The organism is Pseudomonas sp. GL-RE-29, from assembly GCF_019947275.1.
GTDB classification, from domain to species: Bacteria; Pseudomonadota; Gammaproteobacteria; order Pseudomonadales; family Pseudomonadaceae; genus Aquipseudomonas; species Aquipseudomonas fluorescens_A.
The window spans coordinates 58,517-84,398 of the sequence record NZ_JAGYGD010000020.1 but is presented as its reverse complement, the minus strand read 5'-3'; the positions used below and the strand labels follow the sequence as shown (position 1 = coordinate 84,398).

At 58.9% G+C, this 25,882-nt stretch carries 22 protein-coding genes, 4 tRNA genes and 1 pseudogene; 13 read left to right on the top strand and 14 right to left on the bottom strand.

Features of this window, described 5'->3' with window-relative positions; all coding sequences use genetic code 11:
- Nucleotides 1-36: 36 nt before the first annotated feature.
- Nucleotides 37-1,059: an outer membrane protein assembly factor BamD gene (locus KGB21_RS17680; RefSeq protein WP_223506028.1), complete on the bottom strand. Its 1,023-nt coding sequence runs from the start codon at nucleotides 1,057-1,059 to the stop codon at nucleotides 37-39.
- A 151-nt stretch (nucleotides 1,060-1,210) separates the two neighbouring features.
- On the opposite strand from KGB21_RS17680, the gene rluD reads away from it, so the two are divergent.
- The 9 genes and pseudogenes from rluD to KGB21_RS29635 all read left to right on the top strand — a co-directional run bounded on the left by rluD (nucleotide 1,211) and on the right by KGB21_RS29635 (nucleotide 8,351).
- Nucleotides 1,211-2,173, top strand: coding sequence for a 23S rRNA pseudouridine(1911/1915/1917) synthase RluD (gene rluD, locus KGB21_RS17675; RefSeq protein ID WP_034148244.1), 963 nt, complete (start codon nucleotides 1,211-1,213; stop codon nucleotides 2,171-2,173).
- Nucleotides 2,170-2,895 carry a peptidoglycan editing factor PgeF gene (gene pgeF / locus KGB21_RS17670; RefSeq protein ID WP_034148245.1) on the top strand — a complete coding sequence of 242 codons (726 nt, stop codon included), beginning with the start codon at nucleotides 2,170-2,172 and terminating at the stop codon, nucleotides 2,893-2,895. Before rluD ends, pgeF begins: the two co-directional genes overlap by 4 nt.
- A gap of 130 nt (nucleotides 2,896-3,025) precedes the next feature.
- Nucleotides 3,026-5,590 carry an ATP-dependent chaperone ClpB gene (gene clpB, locus KGB21_RS17665; protein WP_034148246.1) on the top strand — a complete coding sequence of 855 codons (2,565 nt, stop codon included), beginning with the start codon at nucleotides 3,026-3,028 and terminating at the stop codon, nucleotides 5,588-5,590.
- A 300-nt stretch (nucleotides 5,591-5,890) separates the two neighbouring features.
- Nucleotides 5,891-5,966: transfer RNA gene (locus KGB21_RS17660), tRNA-Asn, on the top strand.
- A gap of 9 nt (nucleotides 5,967-5,975) precedes the next feature.
- Nucleotides 5,976-6,052 (top strand) — tRNA-Pro (locus tag KGB21_RS17655).
- Nucleotides 6,053-6,057: 5 nt separating this feature from the next.
- Nucleotides 6,058-6,133, top strand: a tRNA-Lys gene (locus tag KGB21_RS17650).
- 96 nt (nucleotides 6,134-6,229) lie between these two features.
- Nucleotides 6,230-6,306, top strand: a tRNA-Pro gene (locus KGB21_RS17645).
- Nucleotides 6,307-6,725: 419 nt separating this feature from the next.
- Nucleotides 6,726-7,496 (top strand): annotated as a pseudogene (locus KGB21_RS29640) (MCP four helix bundle domain-containing protein); the annotation flags it as partial.
- Nucleotides 7,488-8,351, top strand: coding sequence for a methyl-accepting chemotaxis protein (locus KGB21_RS29635; protein WP_411741402.1), 864 nt, complete (start codon nucleotides 7,488-7,490; stop codon nucleotides 8,349-8,351). The pseudogene KGB21_RS29640 and the gene KGB21_RS29635, both read left to right, overlap by 9 nt.
- 99 nt (nucleotides 8,352-8,450) lie before the next feature.
- Here the strand turns inward: KGB21_RS29635 and KGB21_RS17635 are convergent, their stop codons facing one another.
- From KGB21_RS17635 to KGB21_RS17620, 4 genes are read right to left on the bottom strand one after another with little or no spacing between them, the layout of a single operon-like run.
- On the bottom strand, nucleotides 8,451-9,749 hold the full coding sequence (locus KGB21_RS17635; RefSeq protein WP_223506023.1) for an NAD(P)/FAD-dependent oxidoreductase: 1,299 nt from the start codon (nucleotides 9,747-9,749) through the stop codon (nucleotides 8,451-8,453).
- Nucleotides 9,750-9,809: 60 nt separating this feature from the next.
- Nucleotides 9,810-9,983, bottom strand: a complete 174-nt coding sequence (locus tag KGB21_RS17630; protein WP_007970531.1) for a DUF3094 domain-containing protein — start codon at nucleotides 9,981-9,983, stop codon at nucleotides 9,810-9,812.
- Between the two features lie 51 nt (nucleotides 9,984-10,034).
- Nucleotides 10,035-10,562 carry an MOSC domain-containing protein gene (locus tag KGB21_RS17625; RefSeq protein ID WP_223506021.1) on the bottom strand — a complete coding sequence of 176 codons (528 nt, stop codon included), beginning with the start codon at nucleotides 10,560-10,562 and terminating at the stop codon, nucleotides 10,035-10,037.
- Nucleotides 10,559-11,185 carry a DUF1780 domain-containing protein gene (locus KGB21_RS17620; RefSeq protein WP_007970534.1) on the bottom strand — a complete coding sequence of 209 codons (627 nt, stop codon included), beginning with the start codon at nucleotides 11,183-11,185 and terminating at the stop codon, nucleotides 10,559-10,561. The genes KGB21_RS17625 and KGB21_RS17620 overlap by 4 nt, the downstream gene beginning before the upstream one ends.
- Before the next feature lie 128 nt (nucleotides 11,186-11,313).
- Here KGB21_RS17620 and KGB21_RS17615 point away from each other — a divergent pair, with 128 nt between their 5' ends.
- Together KGB21_RS17615 and KGB21_RS17610 are read left to right on the top strand one after the other, a co-directional pair.
- Nucleotides 11,314-11,781: an FAD/FMN-containing dehydrogenase gene (locus tag KGB21_RS17615; protein ID WP_223506020.1), complete on the top strand. Its 468-nt coding sequence runs from the start codon at nucleotides 11,314-11,316 to the stop codon at nucleotides 11,779-11,781.
- Complete coding sequence (locus KGB21_RS17610) at nucleotides 11,778-12,467, top strand: energy-coupling factor ABC transporter permease (protein ID WP_034148251.1); 690 nt, start codon at nucleotides 11,778-11,780, stop codon at nucleotides 12,465-12,467. The genes KGB21_RS17615 and KGB21_RS17610 overlap by 4 nt, the downstream gene beginning before the upstream one ends.
- Before the next feature lie 25 nt (nucleotides 12,468-12,492).
- Here the strand turns inward: KGB21_RS17610 and yacG are convergent, their stop codons facing one another.
- The 5 genes from yacG to pilB are packed head-to-tail and all read right to left on the bottom strand — an operon-like array spanning nucleotide 12,493 to nucleotide 17,104.
- A complete protein-coding gene (gene yacG / locus KGB21_RS17605) occupies nucleotides 12,493-12,693 on the bottom strand; it encodes a DNA gyrase inhibitor YacG (protein WP_034148252.1) in 201 nt (66 codons plus the stop codon).
- On the bottom strand, nucleotides 12,690-13,313 hold the full coding sequence (gene coaE / locus KGB21_RS17600) for a dephospho-CoA kinase (RefSeq protein ID WP_034148253.1): 624 nt from the start codon (nucleotides 13,311-13,313) through the stop codon (nucleotides 12,690-12,692). The genes yacG and coaE overlap by 4 nt, the downstream gene beginning before the upstream one ends.
- Nucleotides 13,310-14,182 (bottom strand): prepilin peptidase, encoded by an 873-nt coding sequence (locus tag KGB21_RS17595; RefSeq protein WP_223506018.1) that lies wholly within the window; start codon nucleotides 14,180-14,182, stop codon nucleotides 13,310-13,312. Before KGB21_RS17595 ends, coaE begins: the two co-directional genes overlap by 4 nt.
- 1 nt (nucleotide 14,183) lies before the next feature.
- Nucleotides 14,184-15,401, bottom strand: a complete 1,218-nt coding sequence (locus tag KGB21_RS17590; RefSeq protein ID WP_223506016.1) for a type II secretion system F family protein — start codon at nucleotides 15,399-15,401, stop codon at nucleotides 14,184-14,186.
- A gap of 2 nt (nucleotides 15,402-15,403) precedes the next feature.
- Nucleotides 15,404-17,104: a type IV-A pilus assembly ATPase PilB gene (pilB, locus tag KGB21_RS17585; RefSeq protein WP_223506014.1), complete on the bottom strand. Its 1,701-nt coding sequence runs from the start codon at nucleotides 17,102-17,104 to the stop codon at nucleotides 15,404-15,406.
- A 225-nt stretch (nucleotides 17,105-17,329) separates the two neighbouring features.
- On the opposite strand from pilB, the gene KGB21_RS17580 reads away from it, so the two are divergent.
- The gene (locus tag KGB21_RS17580) at nucleotides 17,330-17,749 is read left to right on the top strand and encodes a pilin (RefSeq protein ID WP_034148257.1); all 420 of its coding nucleotides are present in this window, start codon (nucleotides 17,330-17,332) and stop codon (nucleotides 17,747-17,749) included.
- Nucleotides 17,750-18,057: 308 nt separating this feature from the next.
- The gene (locus KGB21_RS17575) at nucleotides 18,058-18,411 is read left to right on the top strand and encodes a BON domain-containing protein (RefSeq protein ID WP_034148258.1); all 354 of its coding nucleotides are present in this window, start codon (nucleotides 18,058-18,060) and stop codon (nucleotides 18,409-18,411) included.
- Nucleotides 18,412-18,721: 310 nt separating this feature from the next.
- On the opposite strand, the gene KGB21_RS17570 is transcribed toward KGB21_RS17575, so the two are convergent.
- The 4 genes from KGB21_RS17570 to acs form a co-directional block, all read right to left on the bottom strand.
- On the bottom strand, nucleotides 18,722-21,676 hold the full coding sequence (locus tag KGB21_RS17570; protein ID WP_223506012.1) for a DUF748 domain-containing protein: 2,955 nt from the start codon (nucleotides 21,674-21,676) through the stop codon (nucleotides 18,722-18,724).
- Nucleotides 21,677-21,769: 93 nt separating this feature from the next.
- Nucleotides 21,770-22,786 carry a class I SAM-dependent rRNA methyltransferase gene (locus KGB21_RS17565; RefSeq protein ID WP_223506010.1) on the bottom strand — a complete coding sequence of 339 codons (1,017 nt, stop codon included), beginning with the start codon at nucleotides 22,784-22,786 and terminating at the stop codon, nucleotides 21,770-21,772.
- A 176-nt stretch (nucleotides 22,787-22,962) separates the two neighbouring features.
- Nucleotides 22,963-23,835, bottom strand: coding sequence for an oxygenase MpaB family protein (locus tag KGB21_RS17560; RefSeq protein WP_223506008.1), 873 nt, complete (start codon nucleotides 23,833-23,835; stop codon nucleotides 22,963-22,965).
- Nucleotides 23,836-23,941: 106 nt separating this feature from the next.
- The gene (gene acs, locus KGB21_RS17555; protein WP_034148262.1) at nucleotides 23,942-25,879 is read right to left on the bottom strand and encodes an acetate--CoA ligase; all 1,938 of its coding nucleotides are present in this window, start codon (nucleotides 25,877-25,879) and stop codon (nucleotides 23,942-23,944) included.
- Nucleotides 25,880-25,882 lie beyond the last annotated feature (3 nt).

Below are 25,882 nucleotides of genomic sequence, written 5' to 3'. Positions count from 1 at the left end.
GACTCAAGAGTCTCCCTTTCTGCACCGCCGGTCGTGTCAGTCGAACACGCCGAAGGTCATGTAGCTGAACCACGAGCGGTCTTCATTGTTGCCTTCCGCTTCGTGTTCCTCTTCCTCGATCACATCGCCGTCTGCATCTTTAGGCTTGAGTTCGTTCGGAATCGCGTCTTTGGCATCCTGGAACTGCTTCTGCACGTCCTGGTTGGCGCGGGTTTCTCCCGGTGGCAGCGGAGGACGGGATTCGATCAGACCCAGGGTCGCCTTGCTCAGCCACGAACGGTTGTCGGCTTCGTCCATCGACGGCACGAACTGGCCGTCCACCAGGCTTGGGTGGTTCGGGTAGTTGAGCTTCAGGGTTTCGAGGCTGGTGGCCGCCAGTTCGTCCAGGTGCAGACGCTGATAGGCTTCGGTCATCACCGCCAGGCCGTCAGCCACCGAAGGGGTCTCCTGGAAGTTTTCCACCACGTAACGGCCACGGTTCGCGGCAGCAACATAGGCCTGACGGGTCAGGTAGTAGTGGGCAACGTGAATCTCATAGGCAGCCAGCAGGTTGCGCAGGTAGATCATGCGCTGCTTGGCGTCCGGCGAGTAGCGGCTGTTCTGGAAGCGGCTGGTCAGCTGGGCGAACTCGTTGTAGGAGTCGCGAGCGGCGCCCGGGTCACGCTTGGTCATGTCCAGCGGCAGGAAGCGCGACAGCAGGCCCACGTCCTGGTCGAAAGAAGTCAGGCCCTTGAGGTAGTAGGCGTAATCGACGTTCGGATGCTGCGGGTGCAGGCGAATGAAGCGCTCGGCAGCGGCTTTCGCAGCCTCAGGCTCGGCATTCTTGTAGTTGGCGTAGATGAGTTCGAGTTGCGCCTGGTCGGCATAGCGACCGAACGGATAACGCGATTCCAGAGCCTTCAGCTTGGCGGTAGCGCTGGTGTAGCTGTTGTTGTCCAGATCAGCCTGAGCCTGTTGGTACAACTCGACTTCACTCAGGTTTTCGTCTACGACTTCCTTCGATGAGCAAGCAGCGGTCAATGCGAGGATGGCGATCAGCAGCAGGTGTTTCACTTGCATGGCGGCTTGCGTCCCTATGACGGCCGCTGTCTTGGGCGTGGCCGTCCTGTTATGATGAGCGCCCCGTTGAATAGCCTCGGGGCAAAAGACGCCGTATTTAACCACAAGCGCGCAGCCGAAACCAAAAGCTGTGCCGACGCCTAGTCTGAGCATGTCCGATAAAATTGAACTTCGCGCAGAGGTGCCGTCCGAATTGGGCGGCCAACGCCTCGATCAAGTCGCCGCACAATTATTCGCTGAGCACTCGCGCTCGCGCCTTTCCGCCTGGATCAAAGACGGCCGCCTGACTGTGGATGGGGCGGTTATCCGCCCGCGAGACATCGTTCACGGTGGTGCCATTCTTGAACTCACTGCCGAGCAGGAAGCTCAGGGCGAATGGATCGCTCAGGACATCGAGCTGGACATCGTCTATGAAGACGACGACATCCTGGTGATCAACAAGCCTGCGGGCCTGGTGGTGCATCCGGCTGCCGGCCACGCTGATGGCACTTTGCTCAACGCCTTGCTGCACCACGTGCCGGACATTATTAATGTGCCCCGCGCCGGTATCGTGCATCGCCTGGACAAGGACACCACCGGTCTGATGGTGGTGGCCAAGACCATCCAGGCGCAGACGCAGCTGGTTACACAGTTGCAGAGCCGCAGCGTCAGCCGCATCTATGAGTGCATCGTGATCGGCGTGGTGACGGCGGGCGGCAAGATCAATGCGCCCATCGGTCGTCATGGCCAGCAACGCCAGCGCATGGCCGTGATGGAAGGTGGCAAGCAAGCCGTCAGCCATTACCGCGTGCTCGAGCGTTTCCGCTCCCACACCCACGTGCGGGTGAAGCTGGAAACCGGTCGTACCCACCAGATTCGCGTGCACATGGCGCACATCAACTACCCGTTGGTCGGAGATCCTGCCTACGGCGGTCGTTTCCGCATTCCGCCAGCGGCTAACCCAACCATGGTCGAATCCCTGAAAAACTTCCCGCGTCAGGCGCTGCATGCGCGTTTCCTGGAACTGGATCACCCGACCACCGGTCAGCGCATGAGCTGGGAGTCGCCGTTGCCGGAAGACTTCGTCTGGTTGCTGACCCTGCTCAAGCAAGACCGCGAGGCGTTCATCGGATGAATGACTGGCTGATTCCTGACTGGCCCGCGCCGGCCGGGGTCAAAGCTTGCGTCACCACCCGTGCGGGCGGCGTCAGTCTGGCGCCGTTCGACAGCCTCAACCTCGGCGATCATGTCGATGACAGCCCCGAAGCTGTCGCCGAAAATCGCCGTCGTCTTACCGATCAATTTTCCATTCAACCGGCCTGGTTGCAGCAGGTCCACGGCATTGTCGTGGCGCACGCGGACCCGAGCCAGGTAGTGACTGCCGATGCCAGTTGGACGGCAACCCCCGGCATCGCCTGTGCGGCGATGACCGCCGATTGCCTGCCAGCGCTGTTTTGCGACCGCGCCGGCACTCGCGTTGCCGCAGCTCATGCGGGATGGCGCGGGTTGGCGTCGGGTGTGCTTGAAGCCACGCTCGACTGCCTTGACGTGCCACCTGCCGAAGTATTGGTCTGGCTCGGCCCAGCCATTGGCCCGCAAGCGTTTGAAGTCGGCCCGGAAGTGCGCGAGACCTTCGTCCAGCAATTGCCGCAAGCGGCGCAAGCTTTTGTGCCCAGTCAAAACGCCGGTAAGTTCATGGCTGACATCTATATGCTCGCGCGACTGCGTCTGGCGGCTCGCGGTGTAACTGCTGTTTACGGCGGCGGTTTCTGCACCGTGACCGATCCACGTTTCTTTTCTTATCGTCGTGCGCCTCGCACCGGTCGATTCGCCTCTCTTATCTGGCTCGAACGCTAGACTTGTCTGACCTGCATCAACGTCTCGACGCTTGAAACTCCCAGAATCGACCACATCTATTGTGGTATCTGGCAGGTTTCTTCATTCAGGATGTTTTATAGGTCCGGCCTGCTCAAAAGGAAGGTGACCCATGCGTATAGACCGTTTAACCAGCAAGTTGCAGTTAGCCTTGTCCGACGCCCAATCCCTGGCCGTCGGTCTTGATCATCCGGCCATCGAGCCGGCGCATTTGATGCAAGCCCTGCTCGAACAACAGGGTGGTTCGATCAAGCCCCTGTTGATGCAGGTGGGCTTCGACATCAACAGCCTGCGTAAAGAGCTGACCAAAGAACTCGATCAGCTGCCAAAAATCCAGAACCCGACCGGCGACGTGAACATGTCGCAGGATCTGGCACGTCTGCTCAATCAGGCCGACCGTTTGGCCCAGCAAAAGGGCGACCAATTCATTTCCAGTGAGCTGGTATTGCTCGCCGCCATGGATGAGAACAGCAAGCTCGGCAAGCTGTTGCTCGGCCAGGGCGTGAGCAAGAAAGCCCTGGAAAACGCGATCAACAACCTGCGCGGTGGCGAGGCGGTCAATGACCCCAACCACGAAGAGTCGCGCCAGGCCCTGGATAAATACACCGTTGACCTGACCAAGCGCGCCGAAGACGGCAAGCTCGATCCGGTGATCGGCCGTGACGACGAGATTCGCCGGACCATTCAGGTGCTGCAACGCCGCACCAAGAACAACCCGGTCCTGATCGGTGAGCCTGGTGTGGGTAAAACCGCCATCGCCGAAGGCCTGGCCCAGCGCATCATCAATGGCGAAGTGCCGGACGGCCTCAAGGGCAAGCGTCTGTTGTCCCTGGACATGGGGGCGTTGATTGCCGGTGCCAAGTATCGCGGTGAGTTCGAAGAGCGCCTGAAATCCCTGCTTAACGAACTGTCGAAGCAGGAAGGGCAGATCATTCTGTTCATCGACGAACTGCACACCATGGTCGGCGCCGGTAAAGGCGAAGGATCGATGGATGCGGGCAACATGCTCAAGCCAGCCTTGGCTCGCGGTGAGCTGCACTGCGTCGGCGCGACCACGCTCAACGAATACCGCCAATATATAGAGAAGGACGCCGCGCTCGAGCGACGCTTCCAGAAAGTGTTGGTGGACGAACCGAGCGAAGAAGACACCATCGCCATCCTGCGTGGCCTCAAAGAGCGTTATGAGGTTCACCACAAGGTAGCGATCACCGACGGTGCAATCATCGCGGCGGCCAAGCTCAGCCATCGCTACATCACTGATCGTCAGCTGCCGGACAAGGCGATCGACCTGATCGACGAAGCCGCCAGCCGCATCCGTATGGAGATCGATTCCAAGCCGGAAGTGCTGGACCGTCTGGAACGTCGCCTGATTCAGCTGAAGGTGGAATCCCAGGCGCTGAAGAAAGAAAGCGACGAAGCGGCGATCAAGCGTCTGGAAAAACTCCAGGAAGAAATCGTTCGTCTTGAGCGTGAGTATTCGGATCTGGAAGAAATCTGGAACTCGGAAAAAGCCGAGGTACAAGGTTCTGCTCAGATTCAGCAGAAAATCGAACAGTCCCGTCAGGAACTGGAAACCGCACGCCGCAAAGGCGACCTGAACCGCATGGCCGAATTGCAGTACGGGGTAATCCCGGACCTGGAACGCAGCCTGCAAATGGTCGACCAGCACGGCAAAAGCGAAAACCAGTTGCTGCGCAGCAAAGTAACTGAAGAAGAGATCGCGGAAGTCGTGTCGAAGTGGACCGGCATTCCCGTATCGAAAATGCTCGAAGGCGAGCGCGACAAGCTCATGAAGATGGAAAGCCTGTTGCACCAGCGTGTGATTGGCCAGGACGAAGCGGTGGTCGCAGTTTCCAACGCAGTGCGGCGCTCCCGTGCCGGGTTGTCCGACCCGAATCGCCCGAGCGGCTCGTTCATGTTCCTCGGCCCGACCGGTGTTGGTAAAACCGAACTGTGCAAGGCGCTGGCCGAATTCCTCTTTGATACTGAAGAGGCAATGGTGCGCATCGACATGTCTGAGTTCATGGAGAAACATTCCGTGGCTCGCTTGATTGGCGCGCCACCGGGATACGTAGGCTATGAAGAGGGCGGTTACCTGACTGAGGCGGTGCGTCGCAAGCCTTACTCGGTGATCCTCCTGGACGAGGTCGAGAAGGCGCACCCGGATGTGTTCAACATCTTGCTGCAAGTGCTGGAAGATGGCCGTCTGACCGACAGTCATGGCCGTACGGTGGACTTCAAGAACACCGTGATCGTCATGACCTCCAACCTGGGCTCGGTGCAGATCCAGGAGCTGGTGGGTGATCGAGAAGCGCAGCGTGCGGCGGTAATGGACGCGATTTCCTCGCACTTCCGGCCGGAGTTCATCAACCGGGTCGACGAAGTGGTGATCTTCGAGCCATTGGCGCGGGATCAGATCGCTGGCATTACCGAGATCCAGTTGGGTCGTCTGCGCAGTCGCCTGACCGAGCGCGAACTGACGCTGGAACTCAGCCCTGAGGCCATGGATAAGCTGATCGCAGTAGGTTACGACCCGGTGTACGGCGCACGGCCGCTGAAACGTGCGATCCAGCGCTGGATCGAAAACCCGTTGGCACAGCTGATTCTGTCGGGTCGTTTCATGCCCGGAGAGACCGCCAAGGGGGTTGTGGAGAACGACGAAATCGTCTTCGTCTGATCCACGACGGCAGCAAAATGAAAGAGGCCTCGCATTGCGAGGCCTTTTTTTCGTTAGGCTGTTGAACTCAAAGGAAAAGGCTTGTAAAGTGCGCCCCGCAGTAAGTCACCCGCCAGGGTTTCCGCTCCCCAAGCAGGAATCCAAAATAAGTTGCAAATCATTAACTTGAAAGCAATTTAGGGGGTTGACAGAGGTTCTGAAGATTGTAGAATAGCGCGCCTCAGACACACGAACGCAGCGATGCGAACGGGTCGAAGAGAACGCAGTAAAGCTTCAAAGTTGTAAATTGAAATATGTAGTTCCGTGATAGCTCAGTCGGTAGAGCAAATGACTGTTAATCATTGGGTCCCAGGTTCGAGTCCTGGTCACGGAGCCAATTTCAAACCGGGGTATAGCGCAGTCCGGTAGCGCGCCTGCTTTGGGAGCAGGATGTCAGGAGTTCGAATCCCCTTACCCCGACCATTTTTGGGTCGTTAGCTCAGTTGGTAGAGCAGTTGGCTTTTAACCAATTGGTCGTAGGTTCGAATCCCACACGACCCACCATTTTTGAAACCAGTTAACGCTGGGATCAGATCTTAAGATCAGAGGCCAAAAGCGCTGATCGAAGAAGGCGACTTGTAAAGGTCGCCTTTTTTTTACCGGGGTATAGCGCAGTCCGGTAGCGCGCCTGCTTTGGGAGCAGGATGTCAGGAGTTCGAATCCCCTTACCCCGACCATATTAAAAATCCTCGTATCGAAAGATACGGGGATTTTTTTTGCCTTTTTTTCTGGTGAGCACTGCGACCGCAATCGTTCCGCCCCACGTCCCTCTGTAGGAGCTGCCGAAGGCTGCGATCTTTTGATCTTGCCCTTCAAAAAGCAAAGTCAAAAGATCGCAGCCTTCGGCAGCTCCTACATGGGAATGCGTACCCCGTGATGCGCGTTAACGATAACGATAGCGCGTGATGACTGGGTGAACGCGAGGCACCCATCGCCAGCAAGCCGGCTCCTACGAGATTTGCGGTATCCGTGTCTTGCGGGATTGCATGAAGCCCCTTTTTTGTCCGTCGCTTTTCAAGTCATCGTACAACTTGCCGATAACGAGCTGTCAGGGCATCGCCCTCCACAAAAGCCAACAAAAATAAAGGCACTCGTTATGTTTCTTCGCCAGTTGAATATTGCCCCTCGTGCCGCACTGGGGTTTGCCCTGATCGCAGTGCTCGTAGCATTGCTCGGGATTTTTGCCCTGGGGCAAATGTCGAGTATTCGCGAGAGCGAGGTGGCGGTGGAGAAACAATGGTTGCCAAGTATTCGCGGCGGTGACGAGATCCGCGAGTTAATGCTGCGCATCCGCACCATTTCCTTGCGCATGGCTCTGGATCAGGACCCGAAGAATATTCCGGTCTATCGCAGCCAGATGGACACCCGCGATAAAGAGCTGAGCGAGAAGATTGCCGCTTACGACAAGCTGGTGGACACCGCCGAAGGTCAGGCCTTGTATGACCATTTCAAAACTACCTTCGCTGCCTACCGCACTGGCATCGCCCAGTCGTTCACCCTGGCCGAGCAAGGTCGCCGTGACGAATTGACCAAACTGCTGTTGGTCGACATGAAGACTGTAGTCGATGGTTCGGGCAAACAGCTCAACGACTTGGCCGATCTGTTCGCCAAGCAGGTCGCCGCGGAAAGTCAGAAGTCCGCGGCTCACTACGAAACATCGCGGACGATCGTCAGCCTGTTCATCGCGCTTGCCGCGTTGGCGACCGTTGGCCTGGCCATGCTGCTGACCCGCAGCATCGTCCGTCCTCTGATCGAAGCCGTAAGCGCCGCAGAACATGTAGCGCAGGGCGATCTGACCCGGCCGATCGAAACCCATGGCAGTGACGAAGTCAGCCGTTTGCTCAAGGCCTTGGCAACCATGCAGCAAAACCTGCGGGAAACCCTGCAGGGCATCAGTGGTTCGGCCACGCAATTGGCTACGGCGGCCGATGAGTTGAACGCTGTCACCCTCGATAGCACCCAAGGTCTGCAACAACAGAACAACGAGATTGAACAGGCCGCGACGGCAGTCAATGAAATGACCACTGCTGTGGAAGAGGTCGCACGCAACGCGGTGTCCACCTCCGACGCAACCCGCCAGTCCAGTGAATCGGCGCATCTGGGGCAAGAGCGGGTCAGCGAAACCGCCAGCGCTATCAGTTCGTTGGCCAATGAAGTGCAAAGCACCGGTGAGTTGGTTCGGTCCCTGGCCAATCAGTCCCAGGACATCGGCAAGGTGCTGGATGTGATTCGTGCGATTGCCGAGCAAACCAACCTGCTGGCGCTCAATGCGGCGATTGAGGCGGCGCGCGCGGGGGAGAGCGGTCGAGGTTTTGCGGTGGTGGCTGATGAAGTGCGTGCACTGGCCTATCGCACACAGCAATCAACTCAGGAAATCGAGCAAATGGTGCAGGGCATGCGCAACGGCTCGAGTTTGGCCCTGGATGCCATGAACGCCAGTGCCTCCCGTGCCGCCAGCACATTGGTTCTGGCTGAGCGGGCAGGTGAGGCGCTGCAAACCATTACCGCGTCGGTGCACGAAATTCATGAGCGCAACCTGGTGATCGCCAGCGCGGCTGAGGAACAGGCGCAAGTGGCGCGGGAGGTTGATCGCAACCTGGTGAACATTCGTGATCTGTCGGTGGGTTCGGCTGCCGGGGCTGATCAAACCAGCGCGTCGAGCCATGAATTGTCGAAACTGGCGAATGCCTTGCAGGGGATGGTGCGGCGTTTCCGCGTGTAAAAAATGTAGGAGCTGCCGAAGTCTGCGATCTTTTGATCTTGCCTTCAAAAAGCAAAGTCAAAAGATCGCAGCCTGCGGCAGCTCCTACAGGGAGCGGTATTAGTGCAGTTTCAGGCGTGGCTCGGTCCCGCGGCCGATCTTGCTGCCGAGCATCAGCATCGCCGTGCGGAACGGTCCGTACAGCGCCATCTGGTGCATGCGGTACAGCGACACGTAAAACATCCGCGCCAACCAACCTTCTAGCATCACGCTGCCGGTGAGGTTGCCCATTAAGTTACCCACAGCCGAAAAACGTGACAGCGAGATCAGCGAGCCGTAGTCAGTGTATTTGTACTCCGGCAACGCCTTGCCTTCGATCCGCAGCTTCAGCGATTTGGCCAGCAACGATGCCTGTTGATGCGCGGCCTGGGCGCGCGGCGGTACGTTGCGGTCGGTGCCCGGTTGCGGGCAGGCCGCGCAGTCACCGAAGGCGAAGATGTTTTCGTCGCGCGTGGTTTGCAGGGTTGGCAATACTTGCAGCTGATTGATGCGGTTGGTTTCCAGGCCATCGATGTCCTTGAGGAAACCCGGTGCGCGAATCCCGGCGGCCCAGACTTTCAGGCTGGCGTTAATTACTTTGCCATCAACGGTGATCAGGCTGTCTGCCGTGACTTCGCTGACCGCTGCATTGGTCATGACGTTGACCCCGAGTTTCTCCAGGGTTTTATGCACAGGTCCGCCGATCCGCTCCGGCAGGGCTGGCAGTACCCGAGGCCCGGCTTCGATCAGGGTGATGTGCATGTTTTCCGGTTTGATCCGGTCCAGCCCGTAAGCCGCCAGTTCATGGGCGGCGTTGTGCAGTTCGGCAGCCAGTTCAACCCCGGTGGCACCGGCGCCGACGATCGCCACGCTGATTTGCTCGACCTTGTCCGTCTGCCCGGCATGGGCGCGCAGGTAGTGGTTGAGCAATTGCTGGTGGAAGCGTTCAGCCTGTTTGCGGGTGTCGAGGAACAGGCAGTGCTGCGCCGCGCCCTGGGTACCGAAATCGTTGGTGGTGCTGCCGACGGAAATCACCAGCGAGTCGTATGCCACTTCCCGCGCAGGCACCAGTTCCAGGCCGGCGTCGTCATAAGTGGCAGCGAGCTGGATTTTTTTCTGCGTGCGATCGAGCCCGCTCATGCGACCCAGTTGGAACTCGAAGTGGTTCCATTTGGCCTGGGCCACATAGTTAAGTTCGTCTTCGGAAGAGTTCAGGGAGCCGGCCGCCACTTCATGCAACAACGGTTTCCAGATGTGGGTCAGGTTCGCATCGACCAGCATCACACTGGCCGTGCCGCGCTTGCCCAGAGTCTTACCCAGACGGGTAGCCAACTCCAGACCGCCGGCGCCGCCGCCGACAATAACAATACGATGGGACATGGGGATAACTCGCAAGGCTAAAGGAAATCGGTGCAGTCAACCGAGCGAGCGCAAGGCAGCTCATAGCGTCAGATAACTGATAAGTCGGCTCAACAGGCCTAAACCAATGGTCACTGCCAATACCAGTACAAGGAGCATCCACGGCCGGAAAGGCCGGCGCTCGACTTGGTGCTGGGACAGTTGCAGGTACTCTTCGACATGCTTCTGGTCGTCGGGGTTCAGGCGGCTGGTCATAAAGGCCTCGTCAGGTAGACGTTGCTGAATGTGTAGAAGCTACAGGCTGATTTAACGAACGCTGAACGGAGCATAGCCGGTGTCCGGAATGGGCTCGACGCTCACCGTGTCGTCCAGGCGAATGATGCCACTTTGTAACACTCGGGCAGTGATTCCGCCATGTCCGCGTACGGCTTGAAAGGTGCCCGGGCCGAGGTTGTTTTGCAGGCGTGCGCAAGGCTGGCACCAGCCCGTTGTTTCGAAAATCGCCTGGCCGATCCGGAAACGCCGGCCCTTGAGGCTGAACAGGTTGATCCCACTGATAACGAGATTGCGCCGCAGATCTTCAGGTTTGATCGGTTGATCATGCGGGCGGCCCATCAGCGAACTGATCACCGCCAGATGTTCCCACTGAATCAGCGTCACCTGCCGCGCATTGCGTACGCCCGGCCGGGCGCGGTCACCGGTCAAGCCAGCCTCCAGTCGCGCTTCCACTGCATCCAGTTCGATCATCGGCGCGTGACGCTCCGGGCGCACGCCGATCCAGCGTACGCGGCCGGTTTGCGGGACATCGGCAATCAGCTCCTGCAATGGACTCACAGGCTGATCCCGACATCGAAGACGATGCTTCGTCCCAGGTTGCTGCGCAGGAAATCCGGGGCGTCGGGATGGGCGAACAACACACGGGCGAAGGTCGGACCGACCAGCGACAGAGAACGCCAGCCCTGGCGCAGGTATTCGGTGGGTGGTGGGAAATGGCTATTGAGGTCAAGAACTTCACGCTTGAGACTGGCGAAGGCAATGATGTCCAGTTCGCCCAGATCCATGCCGCGTTCTTTGTAGTTGTGCGCTTTTTTGCGCAAGGTCGGTGCCAGTCGCAGCAAGAACTCGTTGGCCGGAATGCGTCGGGGCTTGGCCTCGCGCCGAACCAGTTGGCTCAGGGAGAACGCACTGCGCCGCCGTTGCAACTCGTCGCGCCATTCGTCGTTGAGGCGCCGGCCCTCGTCAAGAACGAAGAACACCTCGAAACTGGCATCGCGAAACAACACGTCCGGCGGCTCGCCGGCCGGGGCGAATTCGTCGGCGCGATAAGGAATGTTCAAGCCTTGCAGCAGGCGCTGGCAGACCCAACGCTCACGCTCCCATTTGCGGGCATTGGACAGGAACGCGTTGGCTTGCTCGGCCGCGATGGTCAGCAGGCGTAAATAATCTGAGTCATCCATAGGCCCAAGCTTAGCGTTCAAATGCGACAAGCAGAAAGCGTTCAGCGGTAAAACAGCATTACAGGCCGCTCGAAGGTGGCGGTGTAGACTGATGGCCACTACCTGTGCGATCGAACAAGGAGTCGAATGTGAAATTTTGGACGGTGTTGCTGCTTGGACTTCTGCCGCTGTGGGCCAATGCGCTTGAGGTGGGCGATCGGCTGGCCCCGTGGACGTTGCTCGATCAGTTCGATCAGGCGTTCACCCTCGATAGTCGCACTGAGACGCTGCTGGTGGCTCGCAGCATGGATGGGGCGAAGGTGGTCGATGCTGCGCTGCAAGGTCAGCCCAAAGGCTATCTGGAGGCCCGTCACGCAGTGTTTGTTGCTGATATTCAGCGCATGCCACGGCTCGTCGCCAAGATGTTCGCGGTACCGGCCATGCGTGATTACAACTATCGGGTGATGCTGGATCGAGAAGGGCGCGTCGCACCGCGCTATCCCGGCCCTGTGGATAAAGTGCTGTGGCTACAACTCAAGGACGGCCAGGTGGTGGCACAGCATGAGTACGCCACCGCTGCGCAATTGCATGAGGCATTGGAGATGTCTCGCCCATGATCGGCGCCGAACTGCTGTCACCGCAGAGCCTGACGGTCGGTTGGTTGATTTTCGGGCCAGTGGTGCTGTGGGCGATCTGGCGCGCGCCGTGGGTCGAGTTGTTCACCGACAGTCGTCGTCAGCATTTGCTGTTCGGCACGGTATTCGCGTTGTTCATGCTGTGGCTGGTGCGGCGGGATTTCGATACCGGCGTGTCCTATCACTTCATCGGCATGACGGCGGTGACGTTGTTGCTGGACTGGCCGCTGGCGATTGTCGGTGGACTGGTGGCACAAACCGGCCTGATGCTGTTGGGTCGTCAGGACCTGATGGCGATGGGAGTCAATGGCGCGCTATTGATCGTGCTGCCGGTATTGGTGACCGAGTGCTGCGCGATCCTGGTGGAGCGTGCGCAGCCGCGTAATCCCTTTGTGTATATCTTCGTTTCCGGTTTTTTTGCAGCGGCGTTGTCGGCGTTGCTGTGCCTGTTGCTGGCGCTTTGGTTGCTTTGGTTCGACGGGATATTTGCCATGCCGTACTGGCTGGAAGATTTTGTCGGTTATCTATGGCTGCTGGTTTTTCCGGAGGCTTTTATCAACGGCATGGTGGTCAGTGCGTTGGTGGTGTTCTGCCCGGAATGGCTGGAAACCTTCAACCGCACGCGCTACCTGTCGGCGCCCTGGAAAGACGACGATCCCAAGTCTTGATTGAAATCGTCGACGTTCCCGTGAATCAGTGACGCGGATCGAAATCGCCGCTGAACAATTCGTCCTCGGCATCCGGTGCCACCGGGATCTTGTGCTCTTCCGACGCCCAGGCGCCGAGGTCGATCAGTTTGCAACGGTCGGAACAGAACGGCCGGAATTTGCTCTCGGCGCTCCATTCGACGGGGGCGCCGCAGGTCGGGCATTCGACGGTTGGGATCTGGCTCATGACTGGCCTCCAGGCAAAGTTAGGTAAAGGTGGTGCAGGCGTTCAACCTCACTGTGCAGCCAGGCGAGGTCGCGATCGTTGACCAGCACCTCGTCGGCATGGCTTATGCGGTCCTCCCGGCTGGATTGAACCTTGAGGATCGCCTTGACCTGCTCTTCGCTGGTCTGGTCACGCTGCAGGGTGCGGTCGATCTGTAGCTGTTCGGGGGCATCGATCACCAGTACCCGCTGGGTCATGGCGTACTGCCCGGATTCAATCAGCAGTGGCGAAACCAGAATCGCGTAAGGTGATTTTGCCAGCGCCAGATGATGAGCGATTTCTTCTGCGATCAGCGGATGCAGCAAGGCTTCGAGCCAGCGGCGTTCATCCGGCACTTCGAAGATCAGCTTGCGCAGCGCGGCGCGGTCCAGTTGCCCATCAGCCTGCAACACGCCGGGGCCGAAGTGCTCGGCGATTTTTGCCAGCGCCGGACGGCCAGGCTCTACGACCCAGCGTGCGGCGTGATCGGCGTCGACCACATGCACACCGAGATCGATGAAGTGTTGGGCCGCCGCGCTTTTGCCGCTGCCGATGCCGCCGGTCAGGCCGAGAATCCAGGGTTTTTCCACAGGGGTATTCATTTCAAACCGACAAACTGCCAATAGAAGTCGGTTATTTGAACACCCCAGAGCAAGGCAATCCAGCCAGCGATGGCCAGATACGGGCCGAAGGGGATGGGTGTCGAGGTTTTCGCGTTGCGCAAACGCAGGTAAATCACGCCGACCACTGCCCCGACCAGGGACGATAAAAGGATGGTCAGCGGCAAGATCTGCCAGCCGCCCCAGGCGCCAAGCATCGCCAGCAACTTGAAGTCGCCATGGCCCATGCCGTCCTTGCCGGTGATCAGCTTGAACAGCCAGAACACCGACCACAGCGCCATGTAGCCGGCAATTGCGCCCCATAACGCTTCATGCAATGGCACGAACAAACCGAGGCTGTTGACGATCAACCCCAGCCACATCAGCGGCAGCACCAGCACATCCGGCAGCAGTTGATGCTCGGCGTCGATCAGGCTCATGGCCAACAGGCCCCAGCTGAGCAGCAGCGTCATGCAGGCTTGCCAGCCGAAACCGAAATGCCAGGCAATGAATGCCGACAGCAGGCCGCAGGCCAGTTCGGTCAGCGGGTAGCGTTTGCTGATTGGCGCCTTGCAGGCCGAGCAGCGTCCACGCAGGAACATAAAACTGAGTACGGGAATGTTTTCCCAGGCGCGAATCCGATGAGCGCAGTTGGGACATTGGGAGTGGGGCAGCATCAGGTTGAAGGTCGGCAGCGGCGTTTCGCCGGGCAGCCCGAGAATGTCGTGGGCCTGCACGCGCCAATCGCGTTCGAGCATTTTCGGCAGGCGCCAGATCAGCACGTTGAGAAAGCTGCCGACCAACAGGCCGATCACCCCGGCAATGATGATGAAGACCAGCGGGTTGTGAGCGAGAATTTCGTTCAAGGGCATGTCAGATCGCTGAGCCAAGTTGGAAGATGGGCAGGTACATCGCAACCACCAGGCCGCCGACAATAACACCCAGCACCACCATGATGAACGGCTCCATCAGGCTGGTGAGGTTATCGACCATATTGTCGACCTCGTCCTCGTAGAAGCCCGCGACCTTGTCGAGCATATCGTCAAGGGCGCCGGACTCTTCGCCAATGGCCGTCATCTGTATCGCCATGTTCGGAAAAATACCGGAAGTGCGCATGGCGAAGTTCAGCTGCATGCCCGTCGAAACGTCCTGCTTGATGCGCAGCACCGCACGCTTGAACACAACGTTGCCGGTGGCACCGGCCACCGACTCAAGGGCTTCCACCAAGGGCACGCCGGCGGCGAAAGTGGTCGACAGCGTGCGGGCATAACGGGCCACGGCGGACTTGTACATCAAAGTGCCCACCAACGGCAGTTTCAGCAGCCAGGTGTCCATCCGGTCGCGAAAAACCTGCGATGTCTTGACGGCGTGGCGGGCAGTGAAGAACCCAACGATCAACACGCCGAGCATCATCCACCACCAGTCCTGCATGAACCGCGACAGGCCGATGACCATCACCGTGAAGGCGGGCAACTGCGCGCCAAACCCTTCGAACACCGACTGGAATTGCGGCACCACTTTGACCAGCAAAATGCCAGTGACGATGATCGCCACGAACACCACCACCAGCGGGTAGGTCATGGCTTTCTTGATCTTGGCCTTGAGGCTTTCGCTCTTTTCCTTGTAGGTCGCTACCCGTTCCAACAGGGTGTCCAGCGCACCCGCCTGCTCGCCGGCGTCCACCAGGTTGCAGTACAACTCATCGAAGTATTGAGGTTTTTTGCGCAGTGCCGCAGCGAAGCTGTTGCCCGCCGCGACCTCCTGTTTCACCTCGTCCACCAGCTTGCGCATGGCTGGGTTATCGAAGCCTTCGCCGATGATGTCGAACGACTGCAACAGCGGCACGCCGGCTTTCATCATGGTCGCCATCTGACGGGTGAAAAGGGCGATGTCCTGGGCCTTGATGCGTTTGCCCATGTTGAAAAGCGAGACGGTTTTCTTGCGCACCCGGCCGGGTTTGATGCCTTGTTTGCGCAATTGCGCTTTGATCAACGCGGGATTCTGGCCGGTCAGTTCGCCGTTGATTTTCGTGCCTTTGCGGTCGGTGCCTTCCCAGGCGTACACGCTGATTTTCGCTGCTTTGACCGCCATGTTCAGTCCTTGGTGACCCGGTTGATTTCTTCAAGGCTGGTAATGCCCTGCATGGCTTTGAGCAGGCCGGAAGTGCGCAAGTCATTGAATCCGTCCTTGCGCATCTGCTCGTCGATTTGCAGTGAGTTGCCCTCGGCCATGATCAGGCGTTGCAAGTCCGGTGTGTTCTTCACCACTTCATAAATCCCCACTCGCCCTTTGTAGCCGCCGTTGCAGTGATCGCAACCGACCGGCTCATAGATCGTGAATGTGCCGATGCGTTCCTCGGGGAAGCCTTCCTTGAGCAGCGTCTCGCGGGGAATCTCCAGCGGCACGCGGCAATGACTGCACAACTTGCGCGCCAGACGCTGGGCGATGATCAGGCTGACCGAGGTGGCAATGTTGAAGCCCTGAATGCCCATGTTGTGCAGGCGGGTCAGAGTTTGCGCGGCGCTGTTGGTGTGCAGGGTCGACAGCACCAGGTGACCGGTCTGGGCTGCCTTGATGGCGATTTCGGCGGTTTCGAGGTCGCGTATCTCGCCGACCATGATCACGTCCGGGTCCTGACGCAGAAAGGAGCGCAGTGCCTGGGCGAAATCCATGCCCTGCTTCGGATTGACGTTGACCTGGTTGATGCCTTCCATGTTGATCTCCACCGGGTCTTCGGCGGTGGAGATGTTGATGTCCACGGTGTTGAGAATGTTCAGCCCGGTATAGAGCGATACGGTCTTGCCCGAGCCGGTGGGGCCTGTCACCAGAATCATCCCCTGTGGCTGCCTGAGGGCGGTCATGTACAGGTCTTTCTGATCGGGTTCATAGCCGAGGGCGTCGATGCCGATTTGCGCGCTGGACGGGTCGAGAATCCGCAGTACCACTTTTTCGCCCCACAGGGTTGGCAGGGTGTTGACCCGCAAGTCGATGGATTTGCTCTTGGTCAGGCGCATCTTGATTCGCCCGTCCTGGGGTTTGCGGCGCTCGGAGATGTCGAGACTGGCCATGACTTTCAGGCGTGCGGCGATGCGGTTGGCCAGTTGGATTGGTGGCTTGGCCACTTCACGCAAAATGCCGTCGGTGCGCATCCGCACACGGTAGATCTTCTCGTAGGGCTCGAAATGCAGGTCGGAAGAGCCGCTTCTGATCGCATCAAGCAACATTTTGTGGACGAAGCGCACCACCGGCGCGTCATCGGCATCCTGGCCGACAATGGCGTCCTGGCGCTTGTCGTCGGTTGCTTCGCTATCGAGGCTGTCGAGGTCAACGTCGGCCATGTCTTCCAGGCCGGTGCCAGGGGTGTCGAAGAATCTCTCGATGGCGTCGCTGAGCTTGTCGTCTTCCACCAGGATGGCTTCGGTGGTGAGCCCGGTGCTGAACTGGATGTCGTTGATGGCCTGGTGGTTGGTCGGATCGGAGATCCCCACGAACAGTTTGTTGCCGCGACGCCAGAGGGGCAGGGCGTGGTGCTTGCGCACCAGTTTCTCGCTGACCAGGTCTTTGGGCTGGGTTTCCCTGTCCAGGGTGTTGAGATCCATCAGGGCCATGCCGAAGTGTTCCGAAGCAATCTCGGCGACTTGGCGGCTTTTCACCAGTTTGTTCTGCACCAGGTAACTGACCAGGGACAGGTGATTGCGTTGAGCTTGCTGATACGCCTGTTGCGCGCTTTTGTCAGTGAGCAGCTCGGCCAGGACCAATTGCTTGGCCAGACCGCTGAGGGCGATGTCATTCATTGAGATACCGGACGCAGACAATTCATGACTTATAGCCTAGTCAACGGGCGTAACCAAACCAGGGGCGGTGAGGTGACAAAAACTGTCAGATAGTGCGGATCCTGGGGGTAGGAAAGGGCGCTGCCGCCAACGCGCTCCCAGTGAACAAGCCTCGTGGACCTTGGCATGGGCTGTGCTGATACAGATCCAGATCATGAGATTTCGACTCATGCACGGAGGCTGTCTATGAACAATCAAAAAGGTTTTACCCTGATCGAGCTGTTGATCGTGGTGGCGATCATCGGGATTCTGGCAACGTTTGCGATCCCGGCTTATTCGAAGTATCAGGCGCGGGCCAAAGTGACGGCGGGTCTGGCGGAGATTTCGGCATTGAAGGTGCCGTTTGAAGACGTGCTGAATCAAGGGACCGATCCAGATCTGACCAAAATTGGCGGTACAGCAACGACTTCCAACTGCACCACGACGGCTTCGGGCAAGGCGGCTGACGGCACGGGTACGATCGCTTGCACGATTCTCAATGCTCCGGGGCCGGTGTTGAACAAAACCATTACCCTGACGCGCACATTGGCTGGCTGGACATGCGCCACCGGCGTCGATCAGGACTACGCGCCTAAAGGCTGTGCAGGTGTTGTTCCGAAGGTCTGATCCAGCGTTTTGTAGCCAAATACCCCGCCTTGCGCGGGGTATTTTTTATTCAGCGGATGAAAATCCGATGTAAATGAGAAAGTTTCGATAATTCATGGCCTTAGGCCTTGCTCAAAACCGGCAACTTGCATGTAGAGAATGTCGAAGTCTTGCATTTTGCATGATTCCGAAAATTGAGTGATTTTATAACCTATTGATTTATAACGATTTGTTGAGTGTTTCAAAGTTGGCACAGCGTTCGCAATATCTCTGGTAACCCTGCTGACAATCAACCCAGCAGACTTTCCAGAAAAACAGGAGTTACTCGTATGAAGAAGTTCGCTATCGCTGCCGCTACTGCTACCGCGCTGACCCTGACCATGGCCAACGTTGCATTTGCCCAGACTCAGGCCACACAAGCTCCATTGATGGTGGCCACCGGTGAAGTCACCAAAGCCGAAGAAGCCACTTCCGATACCTGGATCACGACCAAAGTCAAAACCGACCTGGTAACCGAAAAAGGCATTCCTGGCACTGACATCAAGGTTGAAACCAACAAAGGTGTGGTTTCCCTGTCCTCCACTGTTGCAGTGACTGAGAGTCAGAAAGCTACTGCCGTGGCGATCACCAAGAAAATCAAAGGCGTTAAAGCGGTCTCCGCTGACGGCCTGAAAGCCGAGTAAGGCAAGACTTCTCGCCTGAACCGGGAGAAGGCGCGGTAGACGGGCCGAGTCATACGTCTGCCGCATCTGAGGAGTTCATGCGAACGGCCATAGGGATGTGGCCATTACAGGCCCCGGCATTCGTGTCGGGGCCTGTTCTATTGTGGACTGCACAAAACAAGTGTGGGAGTGAGCCTGCTCGCGATAGCGATGTATCAGCCAACATCTACGTTGACTGATACACCGCTATCGCGAGCAGGCTCACTCCCACATGGTTATGTGTTGTATTCAACTGCCGCGTCTATTGTTGATCTGTACCAATCGGTACCCATCACTCGGCGTCCAGGTGCATCGGCGTAATGACCTTGCCGTCCTTCTCCGCCTCACCCAACTGGGCATCGATGAAGTACACACGGTCATCGGCCAGTTGACCCTTGTCGACCAGATAGTCCTTGATGCTGCTGGCGCGTTCCTGACCCAACTCCCGCAACAGCACCTCACTGGAGCTCCAGAACTGAATCACGTCAGCACGCATTTTCGCGGTGCGTTCTTCTTTGCCCAGGTCTTTCCATTCGGCCGGCGGTTGGGTTTTCAGGCGTGTGCGGTAGATCCCTTCCAGCAGCGGACCTTTCTCGCTGTCGGGCACTTCCAGCAGATTCGCTTTCGCCGGCACCTTATCGCCGCGACGCTGGAGCATTTTGTAGTAGTTGTACTGGTATTCACGCTCCAGTCGTTGTTCGGCAATCAACGGGCCGTCACTGCTCTTGGCGGCGGTGCCTTCGATTTCCAGGCGCAGGGCCGGGCGTTCCTTGAGCGCCTGGGACAGCTTGACCAGCGCGGTTTCGGCGTCCTTGCTCAGGTCGCTTGAGCCTGGTGCGAAGGACACGGTGCCCAAGTCTTCCGAACCACCGCCGGTGACCAGGCCGCCAATCAGTTTGAACGGCGCTGCGGCAGCCTTGACGATCAGGTTGCGCAGGGTCTGCCAGACAATCGGCATCACACTGAACTGCGGGTTATTCAAGTCGCCCGTCACCGGCAGTTCGATGGAAATCTTGCCGTCGACGTCCTTAAGCAAGGCAATCGCCAGTTTCAGCGGCAGACTCACGGCGTCCGGGCTGTCGACTTTTTCACCGAGTTGCAGTTGTTCGACCACCACTTTGTTTTCGGCCTGGAGCTGGCCCTTGGTGATCTTGTAATGCAGGTCGAGATTGAGCCGGCCCTTGCGGATGCGGTAGCCGGCGAATTTGCCGGAGTAGGGCGTCAGCGTGGTCAGTTCCACGCGTTTGAAACTGGTGGCGATGTCGAGGCTGGCCATCGGGTCGAACGGGTTGACCGCGCCCTTGATGGTCACGGGTGCATAGCGGTCGACCTTGCCTTTGATGTCGACGCTCGCCGGTTTCGCCTGACGGCTGTCGATGGTGCCGATCTGCCCGTTGAGTTGTTGGACGGCGGTGGCGAAGTTCGGCGTCAGGCTGAAGTCGGCGAAGTTGGCCGAGCCGTCATTGATAGCGATGCCGCCGATGTGGATGCCCAGTGGCTTGTCTTTGCTGGCGGCGGGTTTCGCGCCGTTGGTCTTCGCCGCGGAATCGGGCGGTTGCGGGATCAGCAAGTCATCGATATTGGTGGTGCGGTCGTCGTTGATCATGAAGCGCGCATAGGGCTGGAACAGGTTGACCTTGTCGATCGACAGGCTGTCACCGTGCTGATAGTTCAGACCTTCAACCACCAGCTGCTGCCATTTGAGGAAGTCGCGGGTTTTCAAGGTGTCGAGGGTGTGCAGTTGATCGACCTGGGCGCGGCCGGTGACAGTCAAGGCCAGCGGTTCGGTGCTTTTCAGGTTGACCGCCAGATCGCTGCCGAGCATGCCGCTGCGCAGTTCCAGGCGAATGAACGGGTTGATGTAAGACTGGGCGACGCGCAGGTCGATGTCTTTGGTCTGTACATTGAGTTTGGCGCTGACCGGCGCCAGATTGACCTCGCCGTCCGCCGTGAGCTTGCCTTGCTTGCCCACCCCGGTATCGAGCTTGAGCGTAAAGGGTGAGCCATTGAGGCTGTCGAATTTCTGCAAGTCGAGGTTCAGCGGGCCCAGTTCCAGCGCCACGGCGGGTTGCGCCTTGCGGTCGGCCAGATGCACCTGGTAATCGCGCAATTGCACATCGTTGAGCAGCACTTGCCAGGGTTTGCTCGGTGCCGCCGGCTCAGGTTTCGGAGAATCGGCGGCGGCCGGCGCGCTGATGGGCTCGGCGTTGGCCTTGGCGGCCGGTCTGGACGGTTGGCTGGCGAACAATTTTTGCCAGTCGAGTTGGCCGTCGGCTTCGAGGGCGGCCCAGGTTTCGAGTTTATGGCTGCGGACCTTGCCGACCACTACCTGCTGCTTGGCCAGGTCGATGGTGGTTTCGCTGACGTCCAGTCGCTCAAGTTTCACCAGCGGCCGACCGTCCGGAGCCTTGATGGCGAAGGGCGCCACGCTGACGGCGACATTGCTCAGCAGCAGTTCGGTTTCCTTGGCCAGGCTGAGTTTGTAGTCAGTGCTGAGGCTCATTACCCCGCTTTCGAGGTCCAGAGGCACCGCATCGCGAACATAGGGCCAAAAGGCTTTCATCTTGCCATCGGTAATTTTCAACTTACCTTCAGAGGCGAACGGAATCAGGCTGAAGTTGCCTGTCCAGTCGACTTGTCCACCATTGGGGCCGACAGCCACCAACTCCATGTCCGCACTGTCTTCGGGCAGGGTGCTGAGGTGTTTGAGTTCGAAGTCGAGTTGGTCGTAGAGAAATTCGATGGGTTCGCTGGGGCGTTCATCCTTGAAGTGCAAGGCGCCGCCAGCCAGTTTGATCCGGTCAATGCGCAGCGGGAACGGCTTGGCATTGGGGTCGTCCGGCGTTGGCTCGCTCACTGGCAGTTTGAACAAGCTGCGCAGATTGAGTTTGCCGTCCTTGGTGAAGATGACTTCGGTCTTGGATTTTTCCAGTTCGATGTCGGACAGATGCAGCGCCTTGGTCCAGAGGCTGTCGATCTGCAAGTTGGCGTGCAGGCGTTCGAAGCCGATCTGTTCCTTGCCGGGGTCGCCGATGTTCAGGCCCCAAACGGTCAGTTCGAGGCTGAACGGATTGAGTTCGATCCGTTGGATGGTGGCGGGCGTCGTGGCGTAGTTGGCCAATTGTTGGTTGGCAACGCGCAACGCGATGCCCGGCAAAATCAGAAAGCCCAGCAGACTGTAGAGAGCCAGAGCAGTCAACAAGGCGCCGAGGGCGCGAATCAATCCTTTGTACATGTATGGCTTCATCTGTCTGAATCGGAGTGCCTTGGAGTATGGCACGCGATTCCGGTTCCGAAGCAATCCGCCGATTGACGATCTTTCAGATTAGTCCGACGTCCTTCAGAGCTGCAGAATCAAGGTTTTCAGCGGTGGTTGCTGATCCATCGACGGGAAATCGCCGCCCGGTTTCATCACCGTCCACTCGCGTACGGGGCGACCGGCTTTCTCCGCGCAACGCAAAACCTGCTCGCGCCAATCGTCCATGCTGACTTTTGCGAGGTTGTTGCAGCAGATCAGTACGCCGTTGTCGGCCGTGGTCAGCAGGGCCGGTTTCAGCAGGCTCTGGTAGTCGCGCAGCAGGTCGACGGTGCCGAAAGCACTCTTGGCCCAGGCTGGCGGATCCAGCAGCACCAGGTCGTACTGGCGCTGATCCAGGCGCTGATAGCTCGGCAGTTTTTGCCCGCGACGCTGGCTGATGGGCAGACCGGCCAATTGGCGGATCGCCGGGAAGTAATCGGACTGGATGAATTGCATGGTTGGCAATTGCGGGTTGAGCAGGCCGTTTTCACGACCGACCGCCAGGTTGCCTTCTGCGAAGTCGAGGTTGCACACCTCGCTGGCGCCACCGGCCGCCGCACTGAGGCCGACGCCACAGGTGTAGGCAAACAGGTTGAGCACACTTTTGTTTTTGCTGTGGTCCTTGACCCAGCCGCGGGTGTTGCGCAGGTCGAGGAACAATAGCGGATCCTGCCCGGCGTGACGGCCACGGACCCGGTAATTGAGACCCCATTCGTGGCCAACCAGGTCCTGCAGCGCGGCTTCGTCGGCGCGGTAGACGGTATCTTCGCGGTCGATGCGCGAGTTGCCGCGGGAGCGGTCGTTGTAGACCAACAGGGTTTCCAGGCCCAAATGGCTGTTGATCGTTTCGTGCAGGTGCAGCAGGTCTTCGCGTTCCAGCGACTGATGGAAACTTTGCACCATCAGTTGCGGACCGTAACGGTCGATGGTCAGGCCACCAGCGCCTTCCTGGCTGCCGTGAAACAGGCGATAGCAGTCGGTGCCCTGGCTGTGCAGCTCGGCGAGCAAGTCCTGACGATGATCGAGGGCGGCGCGCAGCGCCTGATTCAAGGAAGACATGCTGAGCGCCTTGCAGGAGGTAATTTGGCGCGGGAGTTTAACAGTATTGCACCTGTGGCGAGGGAGCTTGCTCCCGCTCGAGTGCGCAGCGCTCGCAAAAAATCGAAATGTCCCGGAATTTTGGGGCCGCTTCGCAGCCCAGCGGGAGCAAGCTCCCTCGCCACAGAGTCCGGAGGTCAGGTCAGCAAACCCATCCGCCGCTTGGCCCGCTGCACCGAGCCATTGCGCACTGCCCAGCGCAACATCGGCGCACTGCGATTGACGCTGGCGCGGATCAGTTTGCGTTGCAATGGGCCTTGGCTCACGCCGAGCATGTCACTGGCCCAGTCCGGCAGCAGGTCAATGCCGGCCTGCATCATCAAACCACCAAAAGGCCTGGCCAAACGGCTGGGCGACGGGGCGTTCAATAACAGCCGCAGCACTTCACGGCTGCGCGCGTCGCACAGCAGTTGCGGACGAATGCTCTCCAGGTAATCGGAAATTTCCTGCCGTGAGCGCGGCACGTCACGGGCGCCAAGACGTTCTGCCACCAGCGCGATTTCAGCGTAATACCGATCTTGATCGGCCAGGGACAAGTGCGGATTTCGATAGCGCAAATGCGCGGCGAGGAAGTTGCTGACCTCGGCCACGTGTACCCAGGTCAGCAGGTCGGGATCGCTGGCGGCGTAGGGTCGGCCATCGAGCGCGGTGCCGGTGACTTGCAGGTGAATGGTGCGGACTTTTTCGATCAGCCAGTCGGCGTCCTGCTTTGAACCGAAGGTGGTGCCGGAGATGAACTGCCCGGTTCGGCGCAGGCGGCCGAGCATGTCTTCGCGAAAATTCGAGTGGTCCCACACGCCAGCCAGGGCCAGCGGATGCAGCGCTTGCAGCATCAGGGCACTGATGCCGCCGATGAGCATGCTGCTGAAATCGCCGTGCACTTGCCAGCTCACCGAATCCGGCCCGAACAGCCCGGGATCACCCTTGGGGTTTTCCAGATCAAGCTTGCCCAGGGACAGACCGGTCAGGCTCATGACTTGGGTTTCGATGCGGGTGCGGATGAATTCCATGGCGACTCAGTGGCGAAGATTAATAACAACCTGTAGGAGCCGACTTGCTGGCGATAGCGTCCTCAAGACCGCCATCGCCAGCAAGCCGGCTCCTACGAAAAGCAATTTACTGATTCAGGCGTTTTTCGATCAAACCTTGTACCACGCTCGGATCGGCCAGGGTCGAGGTATCCCCAAGGCTATCCAATTCATTGCAGGCGATCTTGCGCAGGATACGCCGCATGATCTTGCCCGAACGGGTTTTCGGCAAGGCCGGAGCCCATTGGATCAGGTCCGGTTTGGCGAAGCTGCCGATTTCCTTGCTGACGTGGGCCAGCAATTCTTTCTTCAGCTCATCGTTGGGATCGGTGCCGTTCATGGGCGTGACAAAGGCGTAGATGCCCTGGCCTTTGACGTCATGCGGGTAGCCGACCACGGCGGCCTCGGCAATGCTGTCATGCAGCACTAATGCGCTTTCCACTTCAGCGGTACCGATGCGGTGTCCGGACACGTTGATCACGTCGTCTATACGCCCGGTGATCCAGTAGTCGCCATCCTCGTCGCGGCGTGCACCGTCACCGGTGAAGTAATAGCCGGGGTAGGGCTTGAAGTAGGTGTCGACCATCCGTTGCGGGTCGCGGTAGACGCTGCGGATCTGCGCCGGCCAGCTGGACTTGATCGCCAAAACGCCGCTGCCGGCGCCTTTGATTTCCTTGCCCTGTTCGTCGAGCAGCACCGGTTGCACGCCGAACATCGGTTGTGTGGCGCAGCCGGGTTTGATCCGTTGCGCGCTCACCAGCGGGCTGAGCATGATGCCGCCGGTTTCGGTCTGCCACCAGGTATCGACGATCGGGCAACGCTCTTCGCCGACCACATGGAAATACCATTCCCACGCTTCCGGGTTGATCGGCTCACCTACAGTGCCGAGCAGTCTGACGCTGGCGCGGGACGTTTCCTTCAACGGTCCGGGACCTTCACGCATCAAGGAACGCAGGGCAGTGGGGGCGGTGTAGAAGATGTTCACTTTGTGTTTGTCGATCACTTGCCAGAAACGCGAAGTGCTCGGGTAGCTCGGCACGCCTTCGAAAATCAGCGTGGTGGCTCCGTTGGCCAGCGGACCGTAGACGATGTAACTGTGGCCGGTGACCCAGCCGACATCGGCGGTGCACCAGAAGACTTCACCGTCGCGGTAATCGAGCACGTATTTGAAGGTCATCGCCGCTTGCAGCAGGTAGCCGCCAGTGGTGTGCAACACACCTTTGGGTTTGCCGGTGCTGCCGGAGGTGTAGAGGATGAACAGCGGGTCCTCGGCGTCCATCGGTTCGGGCGGGCAATCGTCGCTGACGTCGCGCAGTGCCTGGTGATACCAGAGGTCGCGGCCCTCGACCCAGTTCACCGGGTTCTGCGTGCGCTCGACCACGACCACGGTGCTGACGTCCGGGCAACTTTGCAGTGCCTTGTCGACGTTCTGCTTGAGAGGCACGAATTTGCCGCCGCGCACGCCTTCATCGGCGGTGATCACCGTGCGGCAATCGGCATCGAGAATCCGGTCACGCAAGGAATCCGGGGAGAAACCGCCAAACACCACCGAATGCACCGCACCGATGCGCGTACAGGCCAGCATGGCGTAGGCCGCTTCGGGGATCATCGGCATGTAGATGCACACGCGGTCGCCTTTTTTCACGCCACGGCTTTTGAGCACGTTGGCCAGGCGGCAGACGTAGTGATGCAGTTTTTTATAAGTGATTTGCGTGGATTCAGCGGGGTCGTCGCCTTCCCAGATGATCGCGATTTGATCGCCGCGTTTATCCAGATGACGGTCGATGCAGTTATAGCTGACGTTCAACTGGCCGCCGGCAAACCAGCTGGCCTCACCGGTTTTCAGGTTATAGCGCTGGACGGTGTCCCACGGAGCGCTCCAGTCGAGGAAGCGGGTGGCCTGTTCGGCCCAGAACGTGGTGGGGTGTTCGATGGATTCGCGGTACAGACGGTGGTAGTCGTCTTGACTCAGTTGTGCAGCCCGGCGGACGGCATCGGCTTTGGGGAACGTGCTGATATCGAACATGAC